Origin of the sequence: Streptomyces sp. Z26, assembly GCF_003665095.1 — a bacterium.
Lineage (GTDB): Bacteria > Actinomycetota > Actinomycetes > Streptomycetales > Streptomycetaceae > Streptomyces > Streptomyces phytohabitans.
The window spans coordinates 5,184,135-5,207,500 of record NZ_RCHV01000002.1 but is presented as its reverse complement, the minus strand read 5'-3'; the positions used below and the strand labels follow the sequence as shown (position 1 = coordinate 5,207,500).

At 68.8% G+C, this 23,366-nt stretch carries 21 protein-coding genes (1 of these 21 only partly in view); 8 read left to right on the top strand and 13 right to left on the bottom strand.

Annotation, left to right across the window (positions count from 1 at the left end):
* The 3 genes from D7M15_RS22715 to thyX all read right to left on the bottom strand — a co-directional run.
* A protein-coding gene (locus D7M15_RS22715; protein ID WP_121519187.1) for a ribonuclease J crosses the window boundary here: on the bottom strand, positions 1-484 show its beginning. Its footprint begins 1,202 nt before the window's first position; only the first 484 of its 1,686 coding nucleotides appear in the window; its start codon is at positions 482-484; the stop codon falls past the left edge of the window.
* Positions 485-592: 108 nt separating this feature from the next.
* Positions 593-1,492 carry a 4-hydroxy-tetrahydrodipicolinate synthase gene (gene dapA, locus D7M15_RS22710; protein ID WP_121519186.1) on the bottom strand — a complete coding sequence of 300 codons (900 nt, stop codon included), beginning with the start codon at positions 1,490-1,492 and terminating at the stop codon, positions 593-595.
* A gap of 163 nt (positions 1,493-1,655) precedes the next feature.
* Entirely contained in the window at positions 1,656-2,348 is a 693-nt protein-coding gene (gene thyX, locus D7M15_RS22705; protein WP_240649715.1) for an FAD-dependent thymidylate synthase, read from the bottom strand.
* A 261-nt stretch (positions 2,349-2,609) separates the two neighbouring features.
* Here thyX and D7M15_RS22700 point away from each other — a divergent pair, with 261 nt between their 5' ends.
* Together D7M15_RS22700 and D7M15_RS22695 are read left to right on the top strand one after the other, a co-directional pair.
* Positions 2,610-2,849, top strand: a complete 240-nt coding sequence (locus tag D7M15_RS22700; protein ID WP_121519184.1) for a hypothetical protein — start codon at positions 2,610-2,612, stop codon at positions 2,847-2,849.
* Between the two features lie 131 nt (positions 2,850-2,980).
* On the top strand, positions 2,981-3,565 hold the full coding sequence (locus tag D7M15_RS22695; protein WP_121519183.1) for a hypothetical protein: 585 nt from the start codon (positions 2,981-2,983) through the stop codon (positions 3,563-3,565).
* A 37-nt stretch (positions 3,566-3,602) separates the two neighbouring features.
* Here D7M15_RS22695 and D7M15_RS22690 read toward each other — a convergent pair whose 3' ends face one another.
* The 6 genes from D7M15_RS22690 to eccD form a co-directional block, all read right to left on the bottom strand.
* The gene (locus D7M15_RS22690; protein WP_121519182.1) at positions 3,603-4,049 is read right to left on the bottom strand and encodes a tetratricopeptide repeat protein; all 447 of its coding nucleotides are present in this window, start codon (positions 4,047-4,049) and stop codon (positions 3,603-3,605) included.
* Between the two features lies 1 nt (position 4,050).
* The gene (gene dapB / locus D7M15_RS22685) at positions 4,051-4,854 is read right to left on the bottom strand and encodes a 4-hydroxy-tetrahydrodipicolinate reductase (RefSeq protein WP_121521251.1); all 804 of its coding nucleotides are present in this window, start codon (positions 4,852-4,854) and stop codon (positions 4,051-4,053) included.
* Positions 4,855-4,964: 110 nt separating this feature from the next.
* Positions 4,965-6,368: a pitrilysin family protein gene (locus tag D7M15_RS22680; RefSeq protein ID WP_121519181.1), complete on the bottom strand. Its 1,404-nt coding sequence runs from the start codon at positions 6,366-6,368 to the stop codon at positions 4,965-4,967.
* Positions 6,365-8,593 carry a polyribonucleotide nucleotidyltransferase gene (locus tag D7M15_RS22675; protein WP_121519180.1) on the bottom strand — a complete coding sequence of 743 codons (2,229 nt, stop codon included), beginning with the start codon at positions 8,591-8,593 and terminating at the stop codon, positions 6,365-6,367. The genes D7M15_RS22680 and D7M15_RS22675 overlap by 4 nt, the downstream gene beginning before the upstream one ends.
* A gap of 402 nt (positions 8,594-8,995) precedes the next feature.
* Positions 8,996-9,286, bottom strand: coding sequence for a 30S ribosomal protein S15 (gene rpsO / locus D7M15_RS22670; protein WP_121519179.1), 291 nt, complete (start codon positions 9,284-9,286; stop codon positions 8,996-8,998).
* 95 nt (positions 9,287-9,381) lie between these two features.
* The gene (eccD, locus tag D7M15_RS22665; RefSeq protein WP_121521249.1) at positions 9,382-10,857 is read right to left on the bottom strand and encodes a type VII secretion integral membrane protein EccD; all 1,476 of its coding nucleotides are present in this window, start codon (positions 10,855-10,857) and stop codon (positions 9,382-9,384) included.
* Between the two features lie 233 nt (positions 10,858-11,090).
* Between eccD and eccCa the strand changes: the two genes are divergently transcribed.
* From eccCa to D7M15_RS22640, 6 genes are all read left to right on the top strand, one after another.
* Positions 11,091-15,059 carry a type VII secretion protein EccCa gene (eccCa, locus tag D7M15_RS22660; RefSeq protein ID WP_121521247.1) on the top strand — a complete coding sequence of 1,323 codons (3,969 nt, stop codon included), beginning with the start codon at positions 11,091-11,093 and terminating at the stop codon, positions 15,057-15,059.
* A gap of 182 nt (positions 15,060-15,241) precedes the next feature.
* The gene (locus tag D7M15_RS22655; protein WP_121519178.1) at positions 15,242-15,682 is read left to right on the top strand and encodes a WXG100 family type VII secretion target; all 441 of its coding nucleotides are present in this window, start codon (positions 15,242-15,244) and stop codon (positions 15,680-15,682) included.
* Between the two features lie 60 nt (positions 15,683-15,742).
* Positions 15,743-18,061: a hypothetical protein gene (locus D7M15_RS22650; protein WP_121519177.1), complete on the top strand. Its 2,319-nt coding sequence runs from the start codon at positions 15,743-15,745 to the stop codon at positions 18,059-18,061.
* A 47-nt stretch (positions 18,062-18,108) separates the two neighbouring features.
* Entirely contained in the window at positions 18,109-18,768 is a 660-nt protein-coding gene (locus D7M15_RS28275; protein WP_127201785.1) for a hypothetical protein, read from the top strand.
* A 106-nt stretch (positions 18,769-18,874) separates the two neighbouring features.
* Positions 18,875-19,753: an LLM class flavin-dependent oxidoreductase gene (locus D7M15_RS22645; protein ID WP_121519176.1), complete on the top strand. Its 879-nt coding sequence runs from the start codon at positions 18,875-18,877 to the stop codon at positions 19,751-19,753.
* Positions 19,754-19,932: 179 nt separating this feature from the next.
* Positions 19,933-20,166, top strand: coding sequence for a DUF397 domain-containing protein (locus D7M15_RS22640; protein ID WP_121519175.1), 234 nt, complete (start codon positions 19,933-19,935; stop codon positions 20,164-20,166).
* 117 nt (positions 20,167-20,283) lie between these two features.
* On the opposite strand, the gene D7M15_RS22635 is transcribed toward D7M15_RS22640, so the two are convergent.
* From D7M15_RS22635 to D7M15_RS22620, 4 genes are all read right to left on the bottom strand, one after another.
* The gene (locus tag D7M15_RS22635; protein ID WP_121519174.1) at positions 20,284-21,225 is read right to left on the bottom strand and encodes a DUF2510 domain-containing protein; all 942 of its coding nucleotides are present in this window, start codon (positions 21,223-21,225) and stop codon (positions 20,284-20,286) included.
* A gap of 137 nt (positions 21,226-21,362) precedes the next feature.
* Positions 21,363-21,650, bottom strand: a complete 288-nt coding sequence (locus tag D7M15_RS22630) for a WXG100 family type VII secretion target (RefSeq protein WP_121519173.1) — start codon at positions 21,648-21,650, stop codon at positions 21,363-21,365.
* A 15-nt stretch (positions 21,651-21,665) separates the two neighbouring features.
* Positions 21,666-22,016, bottom strand: a complete 351-nt coding sequence (locus D7M15_RS22625) for a WXG100 family type VII secretion target (protein WP_121519172.1) — start codon at positions 22,014-22,016, stop codon at positions 21,666-21,668.
* 76 nt (positions 22,017-22,092) lie between these two features.
* Positions 22,093-23,349, bottom strand: coding sequence for a S8 family serine peptidase (locus D7M15_RS22620; RefSeq protein WP_121519171.1), 1,257 nt, complete (start codon positions 23,347-23,349; stop codon positions 22,093-22,095).
* Between the last annotated feature and the right edge of the window lie 17 nt (positions 23,350-23,366).

The window sequence follows — 23,366 nt, the reverse complement described above, 5'->3', positions numbered from 1 at the left end:
GGATGGCGACGGCCAGCGCGTCGGGGATGGAGTGGTTGACGGCGACGAACTCGCAGTCGAACGGCCCGATGCGTTCCCGGTGGCCCGCGTGGACCTCCAGCGTGTACGGCCTGATGCGGTGCTCCTGGAGCTTGGCCTCGATGAGGGCCAGCGTGAGCTTGGAGCCGATCAGCGGGATGTCCGGCTTCTCGCGGAGCAGGTACGGGATGCCGCCGATGTGGTCCTCGTGGCCGTGCGTCAGCACGATGCCGTCGATGTCGTCCAGGCGGTCCCGTACGGACGTGAAGTCCGGAAGGATCAGGTCGATGCCGGGCTGCTCCTCCTCCGGGAAGAGGACGCCGCAGTCGACGATCAGCAGCCTGCCGCCGTACTCGAACACCGTCATGTTGCGGCCGATCTCGCCCAGGCCGCCGAGCGGGGTGACGCGCAGGCCACCCTCGGGGAGCTTCGGCGGGGAGCCCAGCTCGGGATGCGGATGACTCAAAAGACTCTCCTCACCACGCACGCCACGCGACCGGTGAGCGGTCACGTGGCGCGAGCGATCTTCGTTCACTTGCAGTTGTGTGTCGGTATTCAGTTGTGAAGTCTGGGGTCAGAGCTGCACTCCGCCGACTGCCAGGTCGTGCTTGAGCTGCTCGGTCTCCTCCGGCGACAGCTCGACCAGCGGCATCCGCAGCGGCCCGGACGGCAGCCCCTTGAGCGCGAGCGCGCCCTTGGCCGTGATGACGCCCTGGGTGCGGAACATCCCGGTGAAGACGGGCAGCAGCTTCTGGTGGATCTCCGTCGCCTTGACGACGTCGCCACTCACGTGTGCTTCGAGCATGGCGCGCAGCTCAGGGGTGACGAGGTGGCCGACCACCGACACGTAGCCGATCGCGCCGACCGAGAGGAGCGGCAGGTTGAGCATGTCGTCCCCGCTGTACCAGGCCAGGCCGCTCGTCGCGATGGCCCAGCTGGCGCGTCCGAGGTCGCCCTTGGCGTCCTTGTTCGCGACGATGCGGGGGTGCTCCGCGAGCCGTACGAGCGTCTCCGTGTTGATCGGTACGCCGCTGCGGCCGGGGATGTCGTACAGCATAACCGGCAGTCCGGTCGCGTCCGCGATCGCGGTGAAGTGCCGGTAGAGGCCCTCCTGCGGGGGCTTGTTGTAGTACGGCGTGACCGCGAGCAGTCCGTGCGCGCCCGCCTGTTCGGCGGCGCGGGCCAGCTCCAGGCTGTGCGCCGTGTCGTTCGTGCCCGCTCCGGCCACCACGTGCGCGCGGTCGCCGACGGCCTCCACCACGGCGCGTACGACGCGGGCTTTCTCCGCGTCGCTGGTGGTCGGGGACTCACCGGTGGTGCCGTTGACGACCAGACCGTCGTTCCCGGCGTCGACCAGGTGGGCGGCGAGCTGCTGCACGCCGTCGAGATCAAGCGCGCCGTCCGCGGTGAACGGCGTGACCATCGCGGTCAGGACCCGCCCGAAGGGCGTCTGCGGTGTGGAGGTCGGAGGCATGGGTCCCACGCTACTCGCAGCCAGCGGTCGGTCGCTCCCTCGGGGCCGCCCGACACGGAGCCCGGCACTGCCTGCTCGGGGGTTCAGACAGTGCCGGGACCGTTCAATCAGCCTAGATGAACTTCCCGAAATGTCGCAATACGGACACCGGCGAAGAGGGGCGTCACGGGGCCGTGCGCCCGTTGGCGTTGAACGCGGCGTAGGTGAGGGGCATCAGCTTCGCCCACTGCTCCTCCATCCCCTCCGCGACCATCTCGATCTCCCGCTGCGGGAAGGAGGGCGTACGCGCGTCCTCGTGCTGGGTGCGGAGGCCGAGGAAGTGCATGAGCGAACGGGCGTTGCACGTCGCGTACATCGAGGAGTACAGCCCGACGGGCAGCACCGCGCGCGCCACCTCGCGGGCGACACCGGCGGCGAGCATCTCCTCGTACGCGGCGTACGACTGCCGGTACGAGTCCGCCATCGCGCTGCTGACCAGCTCGTGCTGGGCGGGGGTGCCCTCGACGAAGACGTACTTGCCGGGGCGGCCCTTCTGGACGAGCCTGCGCGAGGTGTCGGGGACGTAGAAGACGGGGTCGAGGCGGCGGTAGCGGCCGGACTCCTCGTTGTACGACCAGCCGACGCGGTGCCGGTGGAACTCGCGGAAGACGAACAGCGGCGCGCTGACGAGGAAGGTCATGGAGTTGTGCTCGAAGGGGCTGCCGTGGCGGTCCCGCATCAGGTAGTTGATCAGGCCCTTGGATCGCTCCGGGTCCTTGCCCAGCTCCTCCAGGGACTGCTCCCCCGCGGTCGAGACCCGCGCCGCCCACAGCACGTCGGTGTCGGAGGCGCTGTGCTTGACCAGCTCGACCGTCATGTCGCTGCGGAAGCGGGGGGTCGGGGCGGGGGTGTCGGGGCGGGTCACCGGCGGTTCCTTCCACGTACGTGCGGGGCGGGCGGCGTTCAGCCTACGGGCCGCCCACGACAGCGGGTCGCCCAGCCCGCAAAGGAGACCCTTGGGGATGAATCGACGCCGCCTCCCGAATTCCTTCTCACAAGTTGCCCCGACCGGGCACCAATCCGGGAGCTGACGCGTTGTTCCTGATACAGCCCAGAACTATCCACAGGAGTCACAAGCATGTCCCCGCGCCGCGGAGAGCCCGTGCCCTTCAGCTTCGTCGCCGAAGCCGACCGGTTCCGCAGCAACGTCACCCCGCCCCCCAAGCCGCGTCCCGACGCCCGTCGGAGAGCGGGCGCCGTCCTGTTCAGCCTGACGATCACGTCCGGGTTGTTCGGATCCCTGCTGATGGGTCTTCCGGCACTCGACCAGGAGACGCAGTCGGGGCACAGCAAGCAGGCGGCCGGCGAGAACCGCTGACGCCCCCTCAGGCCCTCCCGTACGAACGGCGGGAGGGCCCGCGGGAGGCCCCAGGGGTGGTCGCTCCCGCCGCACCTCGCTAATCTCACCGGGCACACCGACACCACAGCCCCCGTGATCGAGGACCCGCCGTGCCCCTGACCTTCCTGACGGCCGACCGTGAGCAGGACGCCGACCCCGCGGCGCACTCCGGGGAGGCACCGCAGCCGTTCGAGGAACGCGACGAGTGGCGTCGGCCGTACCGCCCCGGGCCCTGGCGGGTCGCCGGAGGCGCGCTGATCCTGCTGCTCTCCTCGTACCTGCTGATATCCACCGTCATCATCGCCTTCGCGGGCGCGTACCCGGCCGCGGCCGTCTGCGCCGTGCTGTCCGCCGTCGTGATCACGCTCGCCCTGCGGCTGCTGCGCGTGGGCGTCTGGGTCAGCGCCCACGGGCTGCGGCAGACCGGCCTGTTCTCCACCGTGACGCTGCCGTGGCGCGAGGTCGCCGCCGTACGGACCGCGCAGCAGCCCGTACGGTGGCTCGGTCTGCCGCGCACCGTGCAGGGTCAGGCGCTGGTCGTCGTACGGGCCGGGGCCGCGGGCCCGACGGCGGAAGGTGAGCCGCTGCGGACGCTGCTGACCGACCACAACGCCGACTTCCTGAACCGCGTCCCCGCCTTCGAGCAGGCGGCCGACGTCATAGAGGCGTGGCACGACGAGTCGCGCGGGGCGTGACCGTCCCGGCCGAGGCCCGTCGCCGCCCCCGCCGTGGTCAGGGCCGCTCGGCCGCGTGCAGCGCGATGGCGCGCTGCATCGCCTTGCGGGCACGCGGGGTGTCACGCGCGTCGTAGTACGCCACCGCCAGCCGGAACCAGCTCCGCCAGTCGCGCGGGCTCTCCTCCGTCTCCGCCCGCCGCTTCGCGAACACCGCGTCCGCCGACGCCCGGTCGACGCGCCCGCTCGGCGTACGCTCCAACTCGTCGACCGGCAGGCCGCCTTCGGCCTCCAGCTCGCGGGCCAGCCGGTTCGCGCGACGGGCGAAGCGGGTGGTCTGCCAGAGGAACCAGGCACCGATCCCCGGCAGCACCAGGACGGCGATGCCGAAGGGCACGGTGAGGAGCGTGCCCTGCCGGATCAGGAGCACCCCGCGGCTGCCGACCAGCACGAAGTACACGACGAGGACGGCCGCCAGCGCGCAGTACGTGAGCCGGGCGCGCACGTCAGCCGTTCCCCGCCTCCGGCGCCACCGCACCGGCCCCCGCGGCGTCCGACCCGTCGAACAGGAAGTGCTCCAGACCGACGGTCAGCCCCGGCGTCGCGCCGATCCGCCGTACGCCGAGGAGCACGCCCGGCATGAACGAGCCCCGGTTCATGGAGTCGTGCCGGATCGTCAGCGTCTCGCCCTCGTCCCCGAACAGCACCTCCTGGTGCGCGACGAGCCCCCGCAGCCGTACGGCGTGCACGGGGACCCCGTCGACGTCCGCGCCGCGCGCCCCGTCCAGCGCGGTGCTGGTCGCGTCGGGCTGCGGCGGAAGCCCGGCCTCGCGCCGGGCCTCCGCGACGAGCTGCGCGGTGCGTACGGCGGTGCCGCTGGGGGCGTCGGCCTTGTTCGGGTGGTGCAGCTCGACGACCTCGGCGGACTCGAAGAACCGCGCGGCCTCCCGCGCGAAACGCATGGTGAGGACGGCGCCGATGCCGAAGTTGGGGGCGATCAGCACGCCCGTGCCCGGCGACCCGGCGAGCCAGCCGCGCAGCCGGTCGAGGCGTTCCGCCGTCCAGCCGGTGGTGCCGACGACGCCGTGGATGCCGTTGCGTACGCAGAACTCCAGGTTGCCGAGGACCGCTTCGGGGTGGGTGAGGTCCACCGCGACGTCGGTGCCCGCCTCGGTGAGGGCGTCGAGGCTGTCGTCGCGGTCGACCGCCGCCGACAGTTCCATGTCGTCCGCGGCCTCCACCGCCCGGACGGCCTCGCTGCCCATGCGCCCCTGCGCGCCCAGGACCGCCACCCTGATCCGCTCGCCCATCCCGTGCTCCTTCCGCTTCTCGTCGCCGACGCGGGCCACGTGCCGCGCCGGTTGCTGCTCCGCCGGTTGCTCTGCTGACCGCTCCACCGACCGCCGCCGTGCCACGGGCGTCAGGCGAGCGCCTCGCGCAGCCGGGACTCCTGCCGGTCGGTGAACGGCCCGAGCGCCGACAGCGACGGCCGGGCCCCCAGCACGTCGCGCGCCACCGCGCGGACGTCGTCCGGGGTGACCGCGGCGATCCGCGCGAGCAGGTCGTCCACGGACAGCTGCTCGCCCCAGCACAGTTCGCTCTTGCCCATGCGGTGCATGAGGGCGCCGGTGTCCTCCAGGCCGAGGACCGTCGAGCCGGACAGCTGGCCGACGGACCGCCGTACCTCCTCGTCGGTGAGGCCGTGCCGGACGACCCGGTCGAGTTCGTCGCGGCAGATCCGCACGACGTCCGGCACCTGGGCCGGGCGGCAGCCCGCGTAGACGCCGAAGAGGCCGCAGTCCGCGAAGCCGGAGGTGTACGCGTACGTGCTGTACGCGAGGCCCCGCTTCTCCCGGATCTCCTGGAACAGCCGCGAACTCATGCCGCCGCCCAGCGCCGTACTGAGCACGCCGAGCGCCCACCGGCGTTCGTCGTTGCGGGAGAGGCCGGGGAGGCCGAGCACCACGTGCGCCTGCTCCGTACGCCGGTCCACGACGTCGACGCGTCCGCTGGCCCGTACGGCGCGGGTGCCGCCGCGCGGCCCCACCGGCTCGGCGGCGTCCCCCGTACCGGGGGCCGCGTCCGGGCCGGGCAGCGCGCCCGCGCGGGCGAAGGCGGCGTGCACCTCCCGTACGACCGTGTCGTGGTCGACGTTGCCCGCGGCGGTGACGACCAGGTGCGTGGGGTCGTAGTGCCTGCGGTAGAAGCGGGCGATGCGGTCGCGGGTGAGGGCGTTGACGGTGTCGACGGTGCCCAGGACGGGCCTGCCCAGCGGGGAGTCGCCGAACATGGTGGCGGCGAACAGGTCGTGCACGCAGTCCCCGGGGTCGTCCTCCGTCATCGCGATCTCCTCGAGGATGACCCCGCGCTCGGACTCGACCTCGGACGGGTCGATGACGGAGCCGGTGAGCATGTCGCAGACGACGTCGATGGCGAGCGGCAGGTCGGAGTCGAGGACCCGCGCGTAGTAGCAGGTGAACTCCTTCGCGGTGAAGGCGTTCATCTCCCCGCCGACGGCGTCCACGGCCGCCGAGATGTCCAGCGCGGAACGCCGCTCCGTGCCCTTGAACAGCAGGTGTTCGAGGTAGTGGGTGGCGCCGTTGAGGGCGGGCGTCTCGTCGCGGGAGCCGACCCGGGCCCAGATGCCGAACGTGACGGAACGGACGGTGGGCACCCGTTCCGTGAGGACGCGGAGCCCTCCGGGGAGGACGGTCCGGCGGACGGGTTCGCCGCCGACGGCGGCCGTGGCCGGTGCGTGGGTACGGGCGACGGCCCGCCTCTCAGCGGAGTGGCGGGCCGTCGTCGTACGGGGCGTACGTGTCACGAGGAGGCGGAGTCCTTCTCGTCGCCGTCGGCGGAGTCGCCGTCCTCGTCCTCGACGACCGGGATCAGCGACAGCTTGCCGCGCTGGTCGATCTCCGCGATCTCGACCTGGACCTTCTGGCCGACGCCGAGCACGTCCTCCACGTTCTCCACGCGCTTGCCACCGGCGAGCTTGCGGATCTGGGAGATGTGCAGCAGGCCGTCCTTGCCCGGGAGGAGCGAGACGAAGGCACCGAAGGTGGTGGTCTTCACGACCGTGCCCAGGTACCGCTCGCCGACCTCGGGCATCGTCGGGTTGGCGATGCCGTTGATCGTGTTGCGGGCGGCGTCGGCGGCGGGGCCGTCGGAGGCGCCGATGTAGATGGTGCCGTCGTCCTCGATGGAGATGTCGGCGCCGGTGTCCTCCTGGATCTGGTTGATCATCTTGCCCTTGGGGCCGATGACCTCACCGATCTTGTCCACCGGGATCTTCACCGTGATGATGCGGGGCGCGTTCGGGGACATCTCGTCCGGAACGTCGATCGCCTCGTTCATCACGTCGAGGATGTGCAGCCGCGCGTCGCGGGCCTGCTTCAGCGCGGCGCCGAGCACGGAGGCGGGGATGCCGTCGAGCTTGGTGTCGAGCTGGAGCGCCGTGACGAACTGGCGGGTGCCCGCGACCTTGAAGTCCATGTCGCCGAACGCGTCCTCGGCGCCGAGGATGTCGGTGAGCGTCACGTAGTGCGTCTCGCCGTCGATCTCCTGCGAGATCAGGCCCATGGCGATGCCGGCGACGGGCGCCTTCAGCGGCACACCCGCGTTCAGCAGCGACATGGTGGAGGCGCAGACGGAGCCCATGGACGTGGAGCCGTTGGAGCCGAGCGCCTCCGACACCTGCCGGATGGCGTACGGGAACTCCTCGCGCGCGGGCAGCACCGGCACGATGGCGCGCTCCGCGAGGGCGCCGTGGCCGATCTCGCGGCGCTTCGGGGAGCCGACGCGGCCGGTCTCACCGGTGGAGTACGGCGGGAAGTTGTAGTTGTGCATGTAGCGCTTGCGGGTCACCGGCGAGAGGGTGTCCAGCTGCTGCTCCATGCGGAGCATGTTCAGCGTGGTGACACCCAGGATCTGGGTCTCGCCGCGCTCGAACAGCGCGGAGCCGTGCACCCGCGGGATGGCCTCGACCTCGGCGGCGAGCGTACGGATGTCCGTGACGCCGCGGCCGTCGATGCGCTTCTTCTCCTTGATGACGCGCTCACGGACCAGGGACTTGGTCAGCGAGCGGTACGCCGCGGAGATCTCCTTCTCGCGCCCCTCGAACTGCGGCAGCAGCTTCTCGGCCGCCAGTCCCTTGACGCGGTCCAGCTCGGCCTCGCGCTCCTGCTTGCCGGCGATGGTGAGCGCCTGGGCCAGCTCGTCGCGTACGGCGGCGCTCAGCGCGTCGAGCACGTCGTCCTGGTAGTCCAGGAAGATCGGGAACTCGCCGGTGGGCTTGGCGGCCTTGGCGGCCAGGTCGGCCTGCGCCTTGCAGAGGGCCTTGATGAACGGCTTGGCGGCGTCCAGACCGGCGGCGACGACCTCCTCCGTGGGGGCCTCCGCACCGCCCTTGACCAGCTCGATGGTCTTCTCGGTGGCCTCGGCCTCGACCATCATCACCGCGACGTCGCCGTCGGGCAGCACACGGCCGGCGACGACCATGTCGAAGACGGCGTCCTCCAGCTCCGTGTGCGTCGGGAACGCCACCCACTGGCCGCTGATCAGCGCGACGCGGGTGCCGCCGATGGGCCCGGAGAAGGGCAGCCCGGCGAGCTGGGTGGAGCAGGAGGCGGCGTTGATGGCGACCACGTCGTACAGGTGGTCCGGGTTCAGCGCCATGATCGTCTCGACGACCTGGATCTCGTTCCGCAGGCCCTTCTTGAACGAGGGGCGCAGCGGCCGGTCGATCAGCCGACAGGTGAGGATCGCGTCCTCGCTGGGGCGGCCCTCGCGGCGGAAGAAGGAACCGGGGATCTTGCCCGCGGAGTACATCCGCTCCTCGACGTCCACCGTGAGGGGGAAGAAGTCGAGCTGGTCCTTGGGGTTCTTGGAGGCGGTGGTGGCCGACAGCACCATGGTGTCGTCGTCCAGGTACGCTACGGCGGATCCGGCGGCCTGCCTGGCCAGCCGGCCCGTCTCGAAGCGGATGGTGCGGGTGCCGAAGGAACCGTTGTCGATGACGGCTTCGGCGTAGTGGGTCTCGTTCTCCACTCGGGATATCTCCTCGTCTGCGTCCACCACCCGTGTGGCGGCGGACCGTCGGTGGCGGAGCGCACCCCTGCGGTGCCGGTCTTCGATCGAAGCACCCGGAACCGTGTCTGTGTCCGGGAGCCACTACCGAGGACCGGCGTCGTGCGGGTGCGCCCGCCTCGTGCTCTGTACTGGTGTGCTCGACTGCTGGTCGTACTCGTCCGCGCGCCTCGTGCGCGCCGCGGCCCGTACGTGCGGCCGCTCGTCCGGCGCCCGTGTCCACGTCCGCGGACGTGGACGCCGTGCGGCCCGGAGCCGTGCCGCACGCGCCGTCGTGGAACCACCCTACAAAGGTTCCACACCGGGCGAGATACGGCGAAGGGAGCGGCCCCGTCGTACGCGGGACCGCTCCCTCTCCGTTCGCTAGCGGGCGCCCGCCGCGCCGCGGCGGATGCCGAGGCGCTCGACGAGGGCACGGAAGCGCTGGATGTCCTTCTTCGCCAGGTACTGCAGCAGGCGGCGGCGCTGGCCGACGAGCAGCAGCAGGCCACGGCGCGAGTGGTGGTCGTGCTTGTGGGTCTTGAGGTGTTCCGTCAGGTCCGAGATACGCCGGGACAGGAGCGCCACCTGGACCTCCGGGGAGCCGGTGTCACCCTCCTTGGTGGCGAACTCGGACATGATCTGCTTCTTCGTGGCGGCATCGAGCGACGACACACGTACTCCTCAGGGGTTCGGCCCGCCCGGTGTCCCCTGGTCTGCTTCACAGGGGAGTCTGTTCACACGCGGGAGGCCCGGCGATCCTACCAGCCTCAACTGGTCATGCTGCGCGCGGCCGAGTAGACCCCCAGCACCGCCAGGCACAGCGGGACGAGCGTGAGCAGCACGAACGTCTCGAAGATCTCCAGGAAGCGCGCCCAGAAGGGTGTCACGCCCTTGCTCGGCACGATCAGCCCGATCGCGGTGACCACCGCGGCGGCGCCCGCGAAGGCGGCCGTCAGCCAGACCGTACGGATGTCCAGGTCCGTACGGTCGCCGTCGAGCATGTCCGCGACGAGCCCGCCGGGGGTGTTCAACGCCAGCCCGAGACCGAGCAGGACGAGGGCGCCGAGCCCGGCCGCGAGGGCGCAGCCGACCTGCGAGGTGTAGCGGAAGAGGCGGGCGCGCAGCAGCATCGACAGGCCCGTGGCGAGCGCGAGCAGCTGGCCCCAGCCGGAGTCGGAGAAGCCGAGCACGGCGGTCGAGCCGAGGACCAGCAGGGCGCAGCCGCCGACGAGACCGACGAGCATCTCGTGGCCGCGGCGGGCCTGCGCGGCGACGCGTTCGCCGTCGACGGGGCCCGCGTGGGCGGGGGCGGCGTCCGGGTCCTCGTCGTAGCGCATCGGGGACGTACGGGGCGCGGTGTAGCCGACGGGGAGGCGGGCGAAGCGCGAGGACAGGCCGGGCAGGAACGCGACCATGCCGACCGCGACGGGCGCGCAGACCGCGGCGGTCTCCACCGCGCGCAGGTCCGCGAGGATCGCGACGAACGTGAGCACGGTGCCGACCGCCGCCGCCGACGCGACGGCCACGAACGGCCCGTCGCCGCCCGGCGTCACCGCCAGCAGCAGGACGAACGCCACCAGCACCGCCACGCACGCCAGCAGGAACTGGAGCCGCCCGATGCCGTGCCCGTCCTCCGGCGCCATCAGCCCGGACCCCGCCAGCATCACGTGCGGCAGCGCGCCCAGACCGAGCGCGACGGCGGACGCCCGGTCGTCGTACACCCGGGCGCGTACGGCCGCGAGCGCGACGAGCAGCACGCCCGCGACGGCCGCGAGGACGCCGGGCAGGCTGTGCATGTCGTGCCGTACGGGGTCGGCGAACCACAGCACGAACGCCGTGAGGTGGAGCAGCACCGTGCCGGCGGCCAGGCCCGCGGCGCGCATCAGGCCGTCGCCCCACAGGCGCCGGTCCCTGGTGACGGCGGAGGCCACGGCGTCCGACACGTCGTCGAAGACGGCGGGCGGCAGCGACTCCGCGAACGGGCGGAGGCTGAGCACGTCCCCGTCGAGGACGCGTTGCGCGGCGAACGAGCGGGCGCCGTCGAGGACGGTGCCGTCGCGGCGCACCAGGTGGTAGCCGACGGGGGCGCCCTCGGCGGGGCTCTGGCCGCTGAGTCGGAGGATCTCCGGATAGACGTCCGCGACCGGGATGTCCTCCGGCAGCGCCACGTCGATACGGCTGTCCGGCGCGACGATGGTGACCCGGCAGAAGCCGGTGGCGGGTGCCGATGCCGTCGTACTCACCTGGAAGTCCCCCTCATGCACTGCCTGTTGTCCGCCGCTGACGCGGACCGCCCGCCGTCCGGCCGCTGTTCGCGGCCGCGTACGCCTACGCTTCGCTGCCGCGCGGGCACCGCGCGACACCCTACCGCCCTTGTGCGCTTGTCATGCCAGTAGGATCGGCCCGCGCGGGCGGGCTCCGTCGCCACGGGGGCGTCGGCCGGGAACCGTCCCGTACACACGAGGGATTGGACGCCGTGAGCCAGATCGTCGTCAAGCGCCCGCCGCGGGCCCTGCCCCCCAGCGTACCCAGCGAGGACCTGACCCTGGAGCCGCCGCCGGAACTGCCGCGCGGGCAGCAGGAGGGCATGCTGATGCAGGTGCTGCCCATGCTCGGCATGGGTGGTTCGGTGGTCTTCTTCTTCATGCCGGGCGCGCACCCGTTCATGCGGATCATGGGTCTGGTGATGGTGGCGTCGACGATCGCCATGGTCATCGCGATGGTGGTGCGGTTTCGCAGGGGCACACAGGGCCAGATGTCCGACATGCGCCGCGACTACCTGAAGTACCTCGCGCAGACGCGGCGGAAGGTACGGAAGACCGCGCGGCGGCAGCGTGACGCGCAGTTCTACCTCCACCCCTCCCCCGAGCAGCTGTGGGCGCTCGTCGCGGAGGGCAGCCGGGTGTGGGAACGGCGGCCGGGCGACGACGACTTCGGGCAGGTGCGGGTCGGGCTCTGCGCGCAGCAGCTGGCCACTCCCCTGGTCGCGCCGGAGACGGCGCCCGTGGACGAGCTGGAGCCGCTGACGGCGGGCGCGATGCACCAGTTCCTCGCGACGCACGGCACGTTGGACGGGCTGCCGATGGCCGTCTCGCTGCGCGCCTTCTACCACATGACCGTCAGCGGCGAGGCCGAGTCGGTGCACGGCGCCGCCCGCGCCCTCGTCGCCTCCCTCGTCTCCCTGCACTCGCCCGACGACCTCGTGGTCGCCGTCGTCACCGGCCGTGGCGCGGCCGAGCGGTGGGAGTGGGCGAAGTGGCTGCCGCACGCGCAGGCGCCCGGCACCGTGGACGGCGCCGGGACCCGTCGGCTGATCGCCGCCGAGGCGCACGAGCTGGACGGGCTGCTGGCCGCCCGGCTGGACGGCCGCCCCCGCTTCCAGGCGGGCGGGCAGCCGCTGCTCGACCAACCGCACGTACTCGTCGTGATGGACGGGGGCGCCACCGTGTCGGCCGGTTCGATGCTGGCGTCCCCGGAGGGCCTCCAGGGCGTCACCGTCGTCGAGGTGGTGCCCGGCGAGATCGACCACCCGCGCGGTGGGCTGGCCGTGACCGTACGGCCCGGGAGCCTGCGCCTGGAGTCGGGCCACGGCCTGGTGTACGAGGGCGAGCCGGACGCGCTGTCCCTCCCCGCGGCCGAGGCGCTGGCCCGGCAGTTGGCGCCGTTGCGCATGGGCACCGGGGGCGACGACGACGAACCGCTGCTGGCGAAGCTGGAGTTCACCGACCTGCTGGGATTGGGCGACGCGGCGTCGGTGGACGTACGGCGCACCTGGCGACCGCGTTCGCAGGCGGAGCGGCTGCGGGTGCCGATCGGGGTGGGCGAGGACGGGCAGCCCGTCATGCTCGACCTGAAGGAGGCCGCCGAGGACGGCATGGGGCCGCACGGCCTGTGCGTCGGCGCCACCGGTTCCGGCAAGTCGGAGCTGCTGCGCACGCTCGTGCTGGGGCTCGCCGTCACGCACTCGTCGGAGACCCTCAACTTCGTCCTCGCGGACTTCAAGGGCGGCGCGACGTTCGCCGGGATGTCGCAGATGCCGCACGTCGCCGCCGTCATCACGAACCTGGCCGACGACCTGACGCTCGTCGACCGCATGGGCGACTCGATCCGCGGCGAGCTGAACCGGCGCCAGGAGATGCTGCGCGACGCGGGCAACTACGCCAACATCAAGGACTACGAGAAGGCGCGCGCCGCCGGGGCCCCGCTGGCGCCCATCGCGTCGCTGGTCCTGGTGATCGACGAGTTCAGCGAACTCCTCACCGCCAAGCCCGACTTCATCGACATGTTCATCCAGATCGGCCGCATCGGCCGGTCCCTCGGCGTGCACCTGCTGCTCGCCTCGCAGCGCCTGGAGGAGGGGCGGCTGCGCGGCCTGGAGACGTACCTCTCGTACCGGGTCGGGCTGCGCACCTTCTCGGCCGCCGAGTCGCGTTCGGCGCTGGGCGTACCCGACGCGTACCACCTGCCGTCCGTCCCCGGCTCCGGCTACCTGAAGTTCGGCACGGACGAGATGACGCGCTTCAAGGCGGCGTACGTCTCCGGCGTCTACCGCACCGGCGCCGCCGACGACGACGCGACGGGCGGGCCGCTGCCCGCCGACCGCCGGCCCGTGCCGTTCACCGCGGCCCCCGTGCCCGTACCGCACGTCGAACCCGCACCCGGCGCGCCCGCGCCCGCACCGGCCGTCGCCGGGGACGACGACGCGCTCGCGGACACCGTGCTGGACGTCGTCGTACGGCGGTTGGAGGGCCAGGGGGCGCCGGCGCACCAGGTCTGGCTGCCGCCGCTGGACACCGCGCCGCCGCTGGACGAGCTGCTGCCGGGCCTCGCCCCCGTACCGGGCCGTGGCCTGACCCGCGCCGACTACCCGGGCGCCGGGCGGCTCGTCGTCCCCATGGGCCTGGTGGACCGGCCGTTCGAGCAGCGCCGCGACGCGCTGCACTGCGACTTCTCGGGCGCGGCCGGGCACATGATGGTCCTCGGCGGCCCGCAGTCCGGCAAGTCGACGCTGCTGCGCACCCTCATCACGTCGTTCGCGCTCACGCACACCCCGGCCGAAGTGCAGTTCTACGGGCTGGACTTCGGCGGCGGCGGCATGTCCTCCGTCGCGGACCTGCCGCACGTCGGCGGCATCGCCTCCCGGCTCGACCCGGAGCGCGTACGGCGTACGGTCGCGGAGGTCGCGGGCATCCTCAACCAGCGCGAGGAGTTCTTCCGCGCCCAGGGCATCGACTCCATCGCCACGTACCGGCGCCGCCGCGCCCGCGGTGAACTCGCCGACCAGCCCTGGGGGGACGTCTTCCTCGTCATCGACGGCTGGGGCAACTTCAAGCAGGAGTACGACATGCTGGAGGAGGTCGTGACGAACATGGCGTCGCGCGGCCTCGGTTACGGCGTGCACGTCGTCGTCGCCGCCTCCCGCACCATGGAGGTACGGCCCGCGCTCAAGGACCAGTTGGCGAACCGGCTGGAGCTGCGGCTCGGCGACACCATGGACTCGGAGTTCAACCGGAAGGTCGCGGCGAACGTACCCGCCGACGTACCCGGTCGCGGCCAGTCGCCCGAGCAGCTGCACTTCATGACGGCCGTACCCCGCATCGACGGCGTCGGCTCCGACGACAACCTCTCCGAGGCCATGGAGGAACTGACCCGCTCCGTCGCCGCCGCCTGGCAGGGGCCCGTGGCACCGGCCGTACGGCTGCTGCCGCGCGACCTGCCCGCGCACCGGCTGCCGGGCGGCGCGGACCACCCGGAGCGGGGCATCGCGTTCGCCATCGACGAGAACAGCCTGGAACCGGTCTTCGTCGACTTCGAGACCGACCCGTTCTTCCTCGTCTTCGGCGAGAGCGAGTCCGGCAAGTCCAACCTCGTACAACTGCTCGCCAAGCAGATCACCGAGCGCTACACGCCGGACGAGGCCCGCATCGTCGTCGCCGACTACCGGCGTTCGCTGCTGGGCACCATCCCGGAATCGCACATGATCGTGTACGCCGCGATGTCCCACGCCATGGACACCCACATGGCGGCGCTCCAGGGCCTGATGGAGGCCCGCAGGCCGCCCGAGGACGTCACACCGCAGCAGCTGCGGGACCGCAGCTGGTGGGACGGGCCGAAGATGTTCGTGATCGTCGACGACTACGAGCTGGTGTCGACCTCCAGCGGCAACCCGCTCGCGGTCCTCACCGAACACCTCCCGTTCGCGCGGGACATCGGCGTCTGCTTCATCATCGCCCGCAGCGCGGCGGGCGCCTCGCGCGCCTCGTTCGAACCGTTCATGCAGCGGCTCAAGGAACTGGGCGCGCAAGGCGTCGTCCTCTCCGGCGACCCGAGCGAGGGCGACATCATCGGCAGCGTACGGGCGCGGCCGATGCCACCGGGGCGCGGCTTCTTCGCGTCGCGGAAGCGGGGAACGCCACTCGTCCAGCTGGGGCGGGTGGACGGCTAGACCACCGGCGACGGGGACGTTTTCGCGCTCCCGCGCCGGGGTGAACCGGCCGGGGGCGACGGGTATGACGGTTCAGGCAGACGGACGGGCGGACAGATCGGCAGGCGGCGCGGCGCGCGTCACGGGACCACGCGTTACGGGACCAGAGGCGCGCGCGGCCGTACGGGGACGGACGGATTCACATGACCACGTCATTCGATGAGCAGTGGGCGCGGCTCCACGCCGCGGCGGCCGAGGAGACCGCGGCCCGGGACGGAGCCGCGCGGATGCGGCTGGCGAGCAGCGGCTCGGGCTCCGACAAGCGGGGCGGCGGGCCGAAGTTGAAGGTCACCCCGAACGTGCTGCGGGGGAAGGCGACCAGGACGGACGAGACCGCGGGCGACTTCATGAAGGCCGACAACAAGACGATGACCGAGACCGGCCAGGTCGGCGCGAGCCTCAAGGGCTTCGCCTGCGCGGGCGCGTTCGAGGTCTTCCAGGACCGTTGGAAGGCCCAGATGCGGCACGTCCAGGGGGCGTTGAAGGAGGGCGTGGCGGACGGGCTGCGCAGCGCCGCGACGAACTTCGAGGCGAGCGACAAGTTCCCCCTCAAGGGCGGCGGGGACGAGAAAGTGGCGCGCTGACCCGGGCACGGGCCCGCCGAAGTCGTACGCTCCCCACCGACCCGGACTCCGAAGGCAGACATGGTCACCTACCAGAACCTCCTCGACGTCGACCTGGAACCGCTCGCGGAAGCCGTCACCAAGTGGCGCAACCTGCCCGGCCAGTTCCGCCAGATCGGCACCAACTTCGACACCGAGGTACGGTCCCCGCTCGCGCACTCCGACTGGGAGGGCGAGGCGGCGGACGCCGCGCGGGAGAAGATCCGCAAGGTCTCCGCGCAGTTCGACGAGGCCGCGGGCGAGGCGGCGGACGTCCACACGCTGCTCCAGACCGCGCACAAGAAGTTCAAGAGCCTCCAGGACAAGCTCAAGGGCTACAAGAAGGCCATCGACGCGGACGAGAACCTCACCGTCGACGGCTCCGGGAAGGTCACGTACGCGCCCGCCAACCTCTCCGAGCTGAGCCCGCAGGCACAGGGCGTCCAGGCGAAGAACTACAGCCAGGTCACCCTGGACTACAACCGCTACATCCGCGAGGTCCTCGACGCCGCCACCAAGGCCGACGAACTCCTCGACTGGGCCCTCCGCGTCGACCCCGACGCCCGCGGCAAGGGCTTCAGCGACGACGGGCTGAACAGCATGAAGGCCGCCGAGGCCGGACGCGAACTGGCCATCAAGGACGCCAAGGAACTGACCCGGCTCGCGAGCATCGACACCCGGGAACTCACCCCGGAGGAGCTGAAGAAGTCCAACTCGCTCCTCTCCCGGCACAGCGGCGACCCGTTCTTCGCCGAACGCTTCGCCACCAGCCTGGGCGCGAAGGAGACCCTCTCGTTCTGGCAGCGCGTCGCCGACGAACAGCAGACCGGCGACGACAAGACGAAGACGACCGCGGCCCTCCAGAAGAACCTCGGCCTCACCCTCGCCACCGCCTCCCACTCGGACAGCGCGGCGATGGAGAAGTGGAAGCACGACGCGATCCGGCTCGGGAGCCAACGGTTCGACGACACGAACCACTCCGTGGCCGGGCCCCCGAGCAAGGGCCCGTACGGCTTCCAGATCATGAGCAGCCTGATGCGGTACGGCCAGTACGACAAGGACTTCCTCACCGACTACGGCAAGGGCTTCGGGGAGGGGAAGAACCACGTACCCGGGCTCATCGAGTTCGACCGCGAAGCCGCCAAGGACGGCTCCCTGGAGGACTTCTGGCGCGGCGGCGACGAGGACCGCTACCAGGCGATGCTCAACCTCGGCCCCGGCGGCGACCACGGCCTGGACCCGATGGCCGGTTACATGGAAGCACTGGGCCGCAACCCGGAGGCGGCACGGGAACTCTTCAACCAGGACGGCTACACCACGTCCCACGACATGAAGCCGAACGCGGACCTCACGTACCTGCTGAAGGACCGCGAGTGGCCGAACGACTCCCTCGCGGACGACCCCGACGCGTACGGCTACGGCGAACTCGGCCACGCCCTCCAGGCGGCCACCCTGGGCCACCCGTACGACCAGCCGGAGTTGGGCCTGCACCGGACGCCGGAGGGGGCGAACGTGATGACGCAGGTGGTGGCGACGGTCGACGACAACTCGGGCCTGGTGGCGGACAAGCCGGGCCTGAGCAACAGCCTGGCCAGAATGGGCGCGGGCTACATCGACAACCTGGACTGGGCCACGGCGAACAGCAACGAGTACAGGTCCGGCGAGGCAGCACGTGACGCCGCGTTCGGCAGCCTCGGGGATTCTGACATCAAGGTCCAGAACGAGTCAGCAAAGAACTTCATGGCTTCCGTAGCGCGTGAAGAAGGAAGCCATGCGATCCTCTCGGCAGCTCAACAGGAATTCACCGTGAGCGCCATGAAAGCCCATCCTACGCCCGACCGCGCCCTCAGCGACATCTTCAGCATCGGAGCTGAGACACAGGGGATCCTGGACGAGTCTCGTACAAGCGCCATCCTCTCGGACGCAGAAGCCACCAAGGAGGAGCAAGCGCGCGCTCTTACGGAAGCCGGAGAATGGCAGAAGTACCAGAAATCGGCCGGCCTCGGCGGAGCAACCTCACTGATTCAAGTCCCCCTTGAATCAGCACGCGCGTTCCCTTTCGTTGCACCATTTGCCGATGCTCTCACCGGGGCTATCGACACCGAAACAGGCTTGGCAATCGACCGAGAGATCGAGAAGAAATTGGAAGTGCGCAGCGAAAAAATCGACAACGAATCCAGCGACAAACTTAAGAGCTTCATCGCCCTGGGCCAGCAGCGCGCGGGAGTGAACTTTGACTCATACGTACTGGCGAACCCCGAAGTGGAGAAGACCGACTGGTATTGGGAGACCCAAGACCGGATCACAAGCCGATACAACAATGGAGTTACAGACAATAAGCAAACAGGTAGCGGGGCATAGTAACTTCCCAGATTTTCCAGTAAACCACACAGGAGCAATGACTAGCGATGCCACGAAACATCAGCATTTCCGCTGCATCCTTGGCCGTTCTCAGCATCACCCTCGCATCTTGCAGCACCCAGAACGAGAGCCCCAAGGAAACCCCAAATAACCAATCGAGCAAAAATAGAAAACTCATGGGCGTCGAAGACACCTGTGAGGGCATCTTCGACAAGCAAATCACCGCCGAGGTAGAAGAAAATGCGCGACACAAGCGGGTCCATTCCGCCCTCGTCGAGGGATACACAAAATCCGCCACTGAACTCACAAACCAAAAGGATACTTGGGGTGGAGTAGGATACAAACTATGCAATCTCAAGGACGAAAAGGGTGCAGGACTCGCAGAAATAGATGTCATCTGGACCAGTCATCACGTTCCGGGAGGAAAACCATTCGCATACGCCCTAGGATCCGAAACAAATTACAGCTCCAGACTTGAAGTCGGCTGCATCTTGGATGAGCATCCCATTAGCCGTGAGTATGCCCTTCAGTTCAAGATTACCGACTCGTTTCCCATGAGCACGTACTCCCATACGAAACTACTCACAAAAGCCGCTAGCAAGGTTATATCAAAAATGGACTGTCGGGACCGAGTCGTTTTCCCAGAGCCGGACTCAGTCACATCGCCCCCAGAACCAGAAGAGACAACCGGGAAAGTTGCCCGCTGAATCCGGCTCACGAAATCAATTGGAGACTGCTCATCCGACGAGGCGTTGCCGAGCTCAGCTGCTGACGCCGCCTCTCTTCTCGTGAGCGAACCGTAGGAAGGACCCCGTGACTGCTCTCGGCGCCGTGTTCCGGCCCCAACTGCCCCCCGAGCGGCTCCGCGCCGTCGCCCGTGCCGCGGACGACGCGGGCCTGGAACAACTCTGGCTCTGGGAGGACTGCTTCCTCGAGAGCGGCATCGCCAGCGCCTCCGCCGCACTCGCCTGGACCGAGCGCCTGCACGTCGGAGTCGGCCTGCTCCCCGTCCCGTTGCGGAACGTCGCGTTGGCCACGATGGAGGCCGCGACCCTGCACCGCTTGTTCCCCGGACGTGTCGTCCTCGGCATGGGCCATGGCGTCCAGAGCTGGATGGGGCAGGTGGGCGCGCGCGTCGAGTCGCCCATGACGCTGCTGCGCGAGCACCTGGACGCCATGCGCGCCCTTCTCCGCGGCGAACGGGTCACCGTGGACGGCCGTTACGTGAAGCTCCGCGACGTCGCGTTGGACTGGCCTCCGGCCACCCCACCGCCCGTACTCGCCGGCGCACGAGGCCCTCGCACTCTGCGCCTCACCGGCGAAGCAGCCGACGGGACGATCCTGGACGCGGGCGTGACCCCGGACGACGTACGGCAGGCGTGCACGCTCGCGCAGGAGGGTCGTACGGCAACGGGTCGTACGGGCGAGGGCGAGCACCAGGTGGTCGTGTACCTGTTGACAGCTACCGGCGCAGACGGCGCCGAACGCCTCCAAGCCGAACTCGAGGCCACGGGCGACGGCTCCGTACCCGACCTCGGCGTCGCGGGCGACGCGGTAGCGGTCGCGGAAGCCGTGCAGCGGATGGCGGACGCTGGTGCACACACCGTCATCCTGCAGCCGACGGCGGACGAGCCGGATCCCGAAGGGTTCGTCCGGTTCGTAGCGGAACGCGTCCGCCCGCTCGTTCCTTAACAGCACGACCGTCGCAACTGCTCGCCCCTGCGCGCGTGCTTTCGGCAGCCTCTTGCCACGTTCCCGTACGGGATCGAGGAGGCGCCCGCAGCAGGATCGCAAGCGAAGTAGTCTGGGAGCGGAAAACCTTGACGGCGTGGGGACTTGACCGCCGCACTCAACGAAGGGACCAGTCACTCGTGGCAAGTGAGCAGGAGAAGGCGGAGCTGTACGCGATGGACATCTCGGATGCCGTCTGGGAGGGCTCGCCCGACGGCCCGCAAGACGAGCGTGTCGAGATCGCACACCTTCCCGGCGGCGCGGTGGCGATGCGCAACTCCAAGGACCCGGACACGGTGCTCCGTTACACGGAGGCGGAGTGGCGCGCGTTCGTACTGGGCGCGCGCGACGGAGAGTTCGACCTCGAGTCCTGAACCGGGTGGCGACTGTGGAGCCGGACGCGTACCGACCGTAGTGCTCGTGAGGCGGAGCTTGAGGCGTTGGACCAGAAGCCATGGGTCACGTTGATGCGTGAAAAGAGATTCACGGCGTCAGATGGTTGTTCCCTCATAGCCGCGGTCGGTTCGCGGTACCTCCTGGATGCGCTTGAGTATCAACTCTGTGAATTCGATCGACGGCGCTTCCGAGGCAGCATCCGAGCCCATACGCAGTATGAGTATCGAGCCGTCTTCATGCGGTGAGGCAAAGGCCACGGACTCGAGGAAACCCAACGTTTCCGACCTATCGGAGATCTGCCAGCGTGTCCGGTAGGCATCCTGGCCCATAAGGTCCAGTGACTCCCTTTTTACGACTTTGCGCGTGACTCCAGAGCCGCCATAAGTATTCTCGGCGAACTTCCCCAAGTCGCGTGAGGCGATCGACTTGAGTGTCATGGTGGTTTTACCTCTATCTTCCTGACTCCTGTGGATAGAGGCGTGACCCATCACGCAAGAAGCCTGTTTGTCATCCCGGCATGGCGACTCTTTGCCGAACTCGATGACATCACCACCGGCTTCGTTAGGGGTGCCCTGCTTCCAACCGTCCAGGACGGGGAGCTTGACCCCGGAGGTAGGATTGAGGATTTCCTTCTCCGGCTTCGGGGAGTCCAGTCCTGGTCGAGGTCCTGGAGTCTCTTCTTCACCTCCATCGCTGACCCGTGGCGTTGAACTCGCTCTCTTCTTCGCACCGTCGGCGTCATCGAAGAACAGAGTCGCAGAGGCGGTCAAGGCAACGCCGATCACCACGCCCATGGCTACCAGAGCGAGCGAACGCGGACGCGAGGAACGCGCGCCAGTACCCGAAACACTCTCAGCCATCTGAGGGGAGGGAGCCATCGGCGTGAACTGATTTGGATGAACTCCTGCTTCAGATGCAGCAAGTCGAGTCTGCGTCGTCCACTGGTTGCCGTCCCACCATCGCTCACGAGCAGCCGTGTTTCCGTGAATGCGGCATTCGGGGTCTGGATACCATCCGGGCGGCATGTGCGTAGTCATGGGAAAGGCTTCCACGTCAAATAAGGGAAGATTCGAGAAGCGACAGAGCAAGCAAGCTGGCACGTCATGCGGCGAAACGCAAAGTTCTGGGCGGGCATCTCCACCGGAGGCGCCCGCCCAGGCCGTAACTTGGATGATCAGAAGTCGAACTGCTGCGCAGCCTTCTTGTCGGTGTGCTGGTAGCCGCTGGCTGCGCCGTGCACCGCCTGCGACAGCGCGCGGAGGGTGCTGGTGAGACCCTTGACGTTGGAGTCCCAGCCAGCGTGCTTGGCGTCGTAGGCGGCCTTGGCGTTACCATCCCAGTTCGCCACGACCTTCTTGACGCGGCTGTTGAGCGCTTCGAGTTCCCCCTCGATAGTCGTCGCAGCACTGTTGATGTCATCGGCCGCAGCGGTGACGGTGCCGTACGTGATCTTGATCGTCATGCTTCTCCTCCCCCGTTACCTTGCCGTCGGCGTCGAGCTGACACCGCTGAAGTCGCTGATCGGGCTCTGGTTGTCGATCTTCTTGAAGTTCTCGAGCTGGTCGATCTCTTCGCGCGTGAACCCGTCCTTCGAAGCCTGCAACGCCTCCTCCATCATCTGGAGCTTGAGGTCGAGGCTGCGGGCGTACTCGTTGGCCTTGCGCTGAGTCGCGTCGAACGACTTGTGGGCCTCGCCCTGCCAAGCGGCCTCGATCGCGTCGACCACCGCGTTCAGGTTGCTGATCTTGCTCTTCAGCGTCTGCTGCATCCTCTGCACGTCGGTGATGAGCGCCGCAAGTTCTGCGTCATGTGTCTGTAGGCTGGCCACTTCGTTCCTCCTTCAGTGTGTGATGCTGGTTTGCCCTTCGGTGCCATTCTTTTTTTCTGCGACACCAAACGACGAACTATTTCCGGCGCATTCTCATGAAAGCGAAAGCGCCACCTGCCAGAACGGCCACAGCGGCGCCCGTTCCGATGATCAGCCCTAGGTTACTGTCGTCGCCCGACTCACTGGATTCGGCGACATTCACCTTCTCGGCCGCACCCTTCTCGTCTTCGGAGCTTTCACCGGCAGGAGAGGGAGTCGGCGACGGTGATTCAAGAGGGTACTTCAGGGCAAGCGGGAACTTGTCGGGGTCACCGGGGTCACCTTCACCCTTGAGCAAAACCCGACTCGGGCGCACAGTGCCATAACCAATGTACTCGCTACTGCCCTGTGCCTTCTTGTCGGCCCTGCCAGCCGTTTCCAACATCACACGCAGGACTTGGTTGGCGGTCCAGTCCTTGTGCTCGGACCAAATGAGCGCCGCGGAGGCGGATGCGATGGCTGCGGATGCACTCGTGCCGTTCAAACCAAGACAGTACTGGTCAAAATTTCCACGGCACCATCCAGGAATATCAGTACCTGGGGCCGCCAGGTCGATATAAGCCCCATGCTGGGAGAACTTGGCAGCCTTCGCTGACTTATCCACGGCAGCCACAGCTACTGCTTCATCAGAATCAGCCGGGTAGCTTCTGGCATTTTTTCCGTCGCCATCATTGCCGGCTGCAACAAATACCAACTTCCCTTTCCTGAGGGCGTACTTAATTGCGTCCTCGGAAGCTGGATCATAAATTTCGCCCCCCATGGACACATTGATGATCTGTGCCGGACTCTCGGCTGCAGCCAGGATTCCCTTATCGGTGCCGCCCTTCTCCTCTTCCGACCAATCTATGGCCTCGCCGGGAGCTAGTGACTGTACGCGAAAAGGGACAATTTTTGCGCCTGGAGCGAGGCCCTTGATGCCACCGTTCTTGCCTGACCCCGCGATCAATTCAGCCATTGACGTACCGTGACCGTCTGGATCATCGTTCACGCCACCCGGCTGCTCACTGACGTCCTTGCCCGGCAGAACCCGGCCTTTCAAAGCCGCCGTGTCTTCACGGACACCACCGTCGACTACCGCAACCGTGATGCCTTCACCCGTGCTCACCTTCCACATCTCCTCCGCCTGCATGGCATCGAGATACCACTGCTCGGGGCCGGAGTCAGCGGTAGCGGCGGAAGTCAAGGCTACAGAGCTCAGCGTGAGCGCCCCGACAATAGTCAGCGGGGGAAGGACGCTTGCACGCTTGCGCCGCTGCCGCGATATCCCGCTTCCTCGCTTGAGTCGTACCGTCATCACTGTTCTCTCGTCGG

Bases quoted from the DNA above. Each gene is read 5' to 3' on its own strand.
- D7M15_RS22620 (WP_121519171.1), bottom strand. From the start codon at position 23,349: ATGACGGTACGACTCAAGCGAGGAAGCGGGATATCGCGGCAGCGGCGC.
- D7M15_RS22650 (WP_121519177.1), top strand. From the start codon at position 15,743: ATGGTCACCTACCAGAACCTCCTCGACGTCGACCTGGAACCGCTCGCG.
- D7M15_RS28275 (WP_127201785.1), top strand. From the start codon at position 18,109: ATGCCACGAAACATCAGCATTTCCGCTGCATCCTTGGCCGTTCTCAGC.
- D7M15_RS22630 (WP_121519173.1), bottom strand. From the start codon at position 21,650: ATGACGATCAAGATCACGTACGGCACCGTCACCGCTGCGGCCGATGAC.
- D7M15_RS22700 (WP_121519184.1), top strand. From the start codon at position 2,610: ATGTCCCCGCGCCGCGGAGAGCCCGTGCCCTTCAGCTTCGTCGCCGAA.
- D7M15_RS22655 (WP_121519178.1), top strand. From the start codon at position 15,242: ATGACCACGTCATTCGATGAGCAGTGGGCGCGGCTCCACGCCGCGGCG.
- dapB (WP_121521251.1), bottom strand. From the start codon at position 4,854: ATGGGCGAGCGGATCAGGGTGGCGGTCCTGGGCGCGCAGGGGCGCATG.
- thyX (WP_240649715.1), bottom strand. From the start codon at position 2,348: ATGACGGTCGAGCTGGTCAAGCACAGCGCCTCCGACACCGACGTGCTG.
- dapA (WP_121519186.1), bottom strand. From the start codon at position 1,492: ATGCCTCCGACCTCCACACCGCAGACGCCCTTCGGGCGGGTCCTGACC.
- D7M15_RS22635 (WP_121519174.1), bottom strand. From the start codon at position 21,225: ATGACTACGCACATGCCGCCCGGATGGTATCCAGACCCCGAATGCCGC.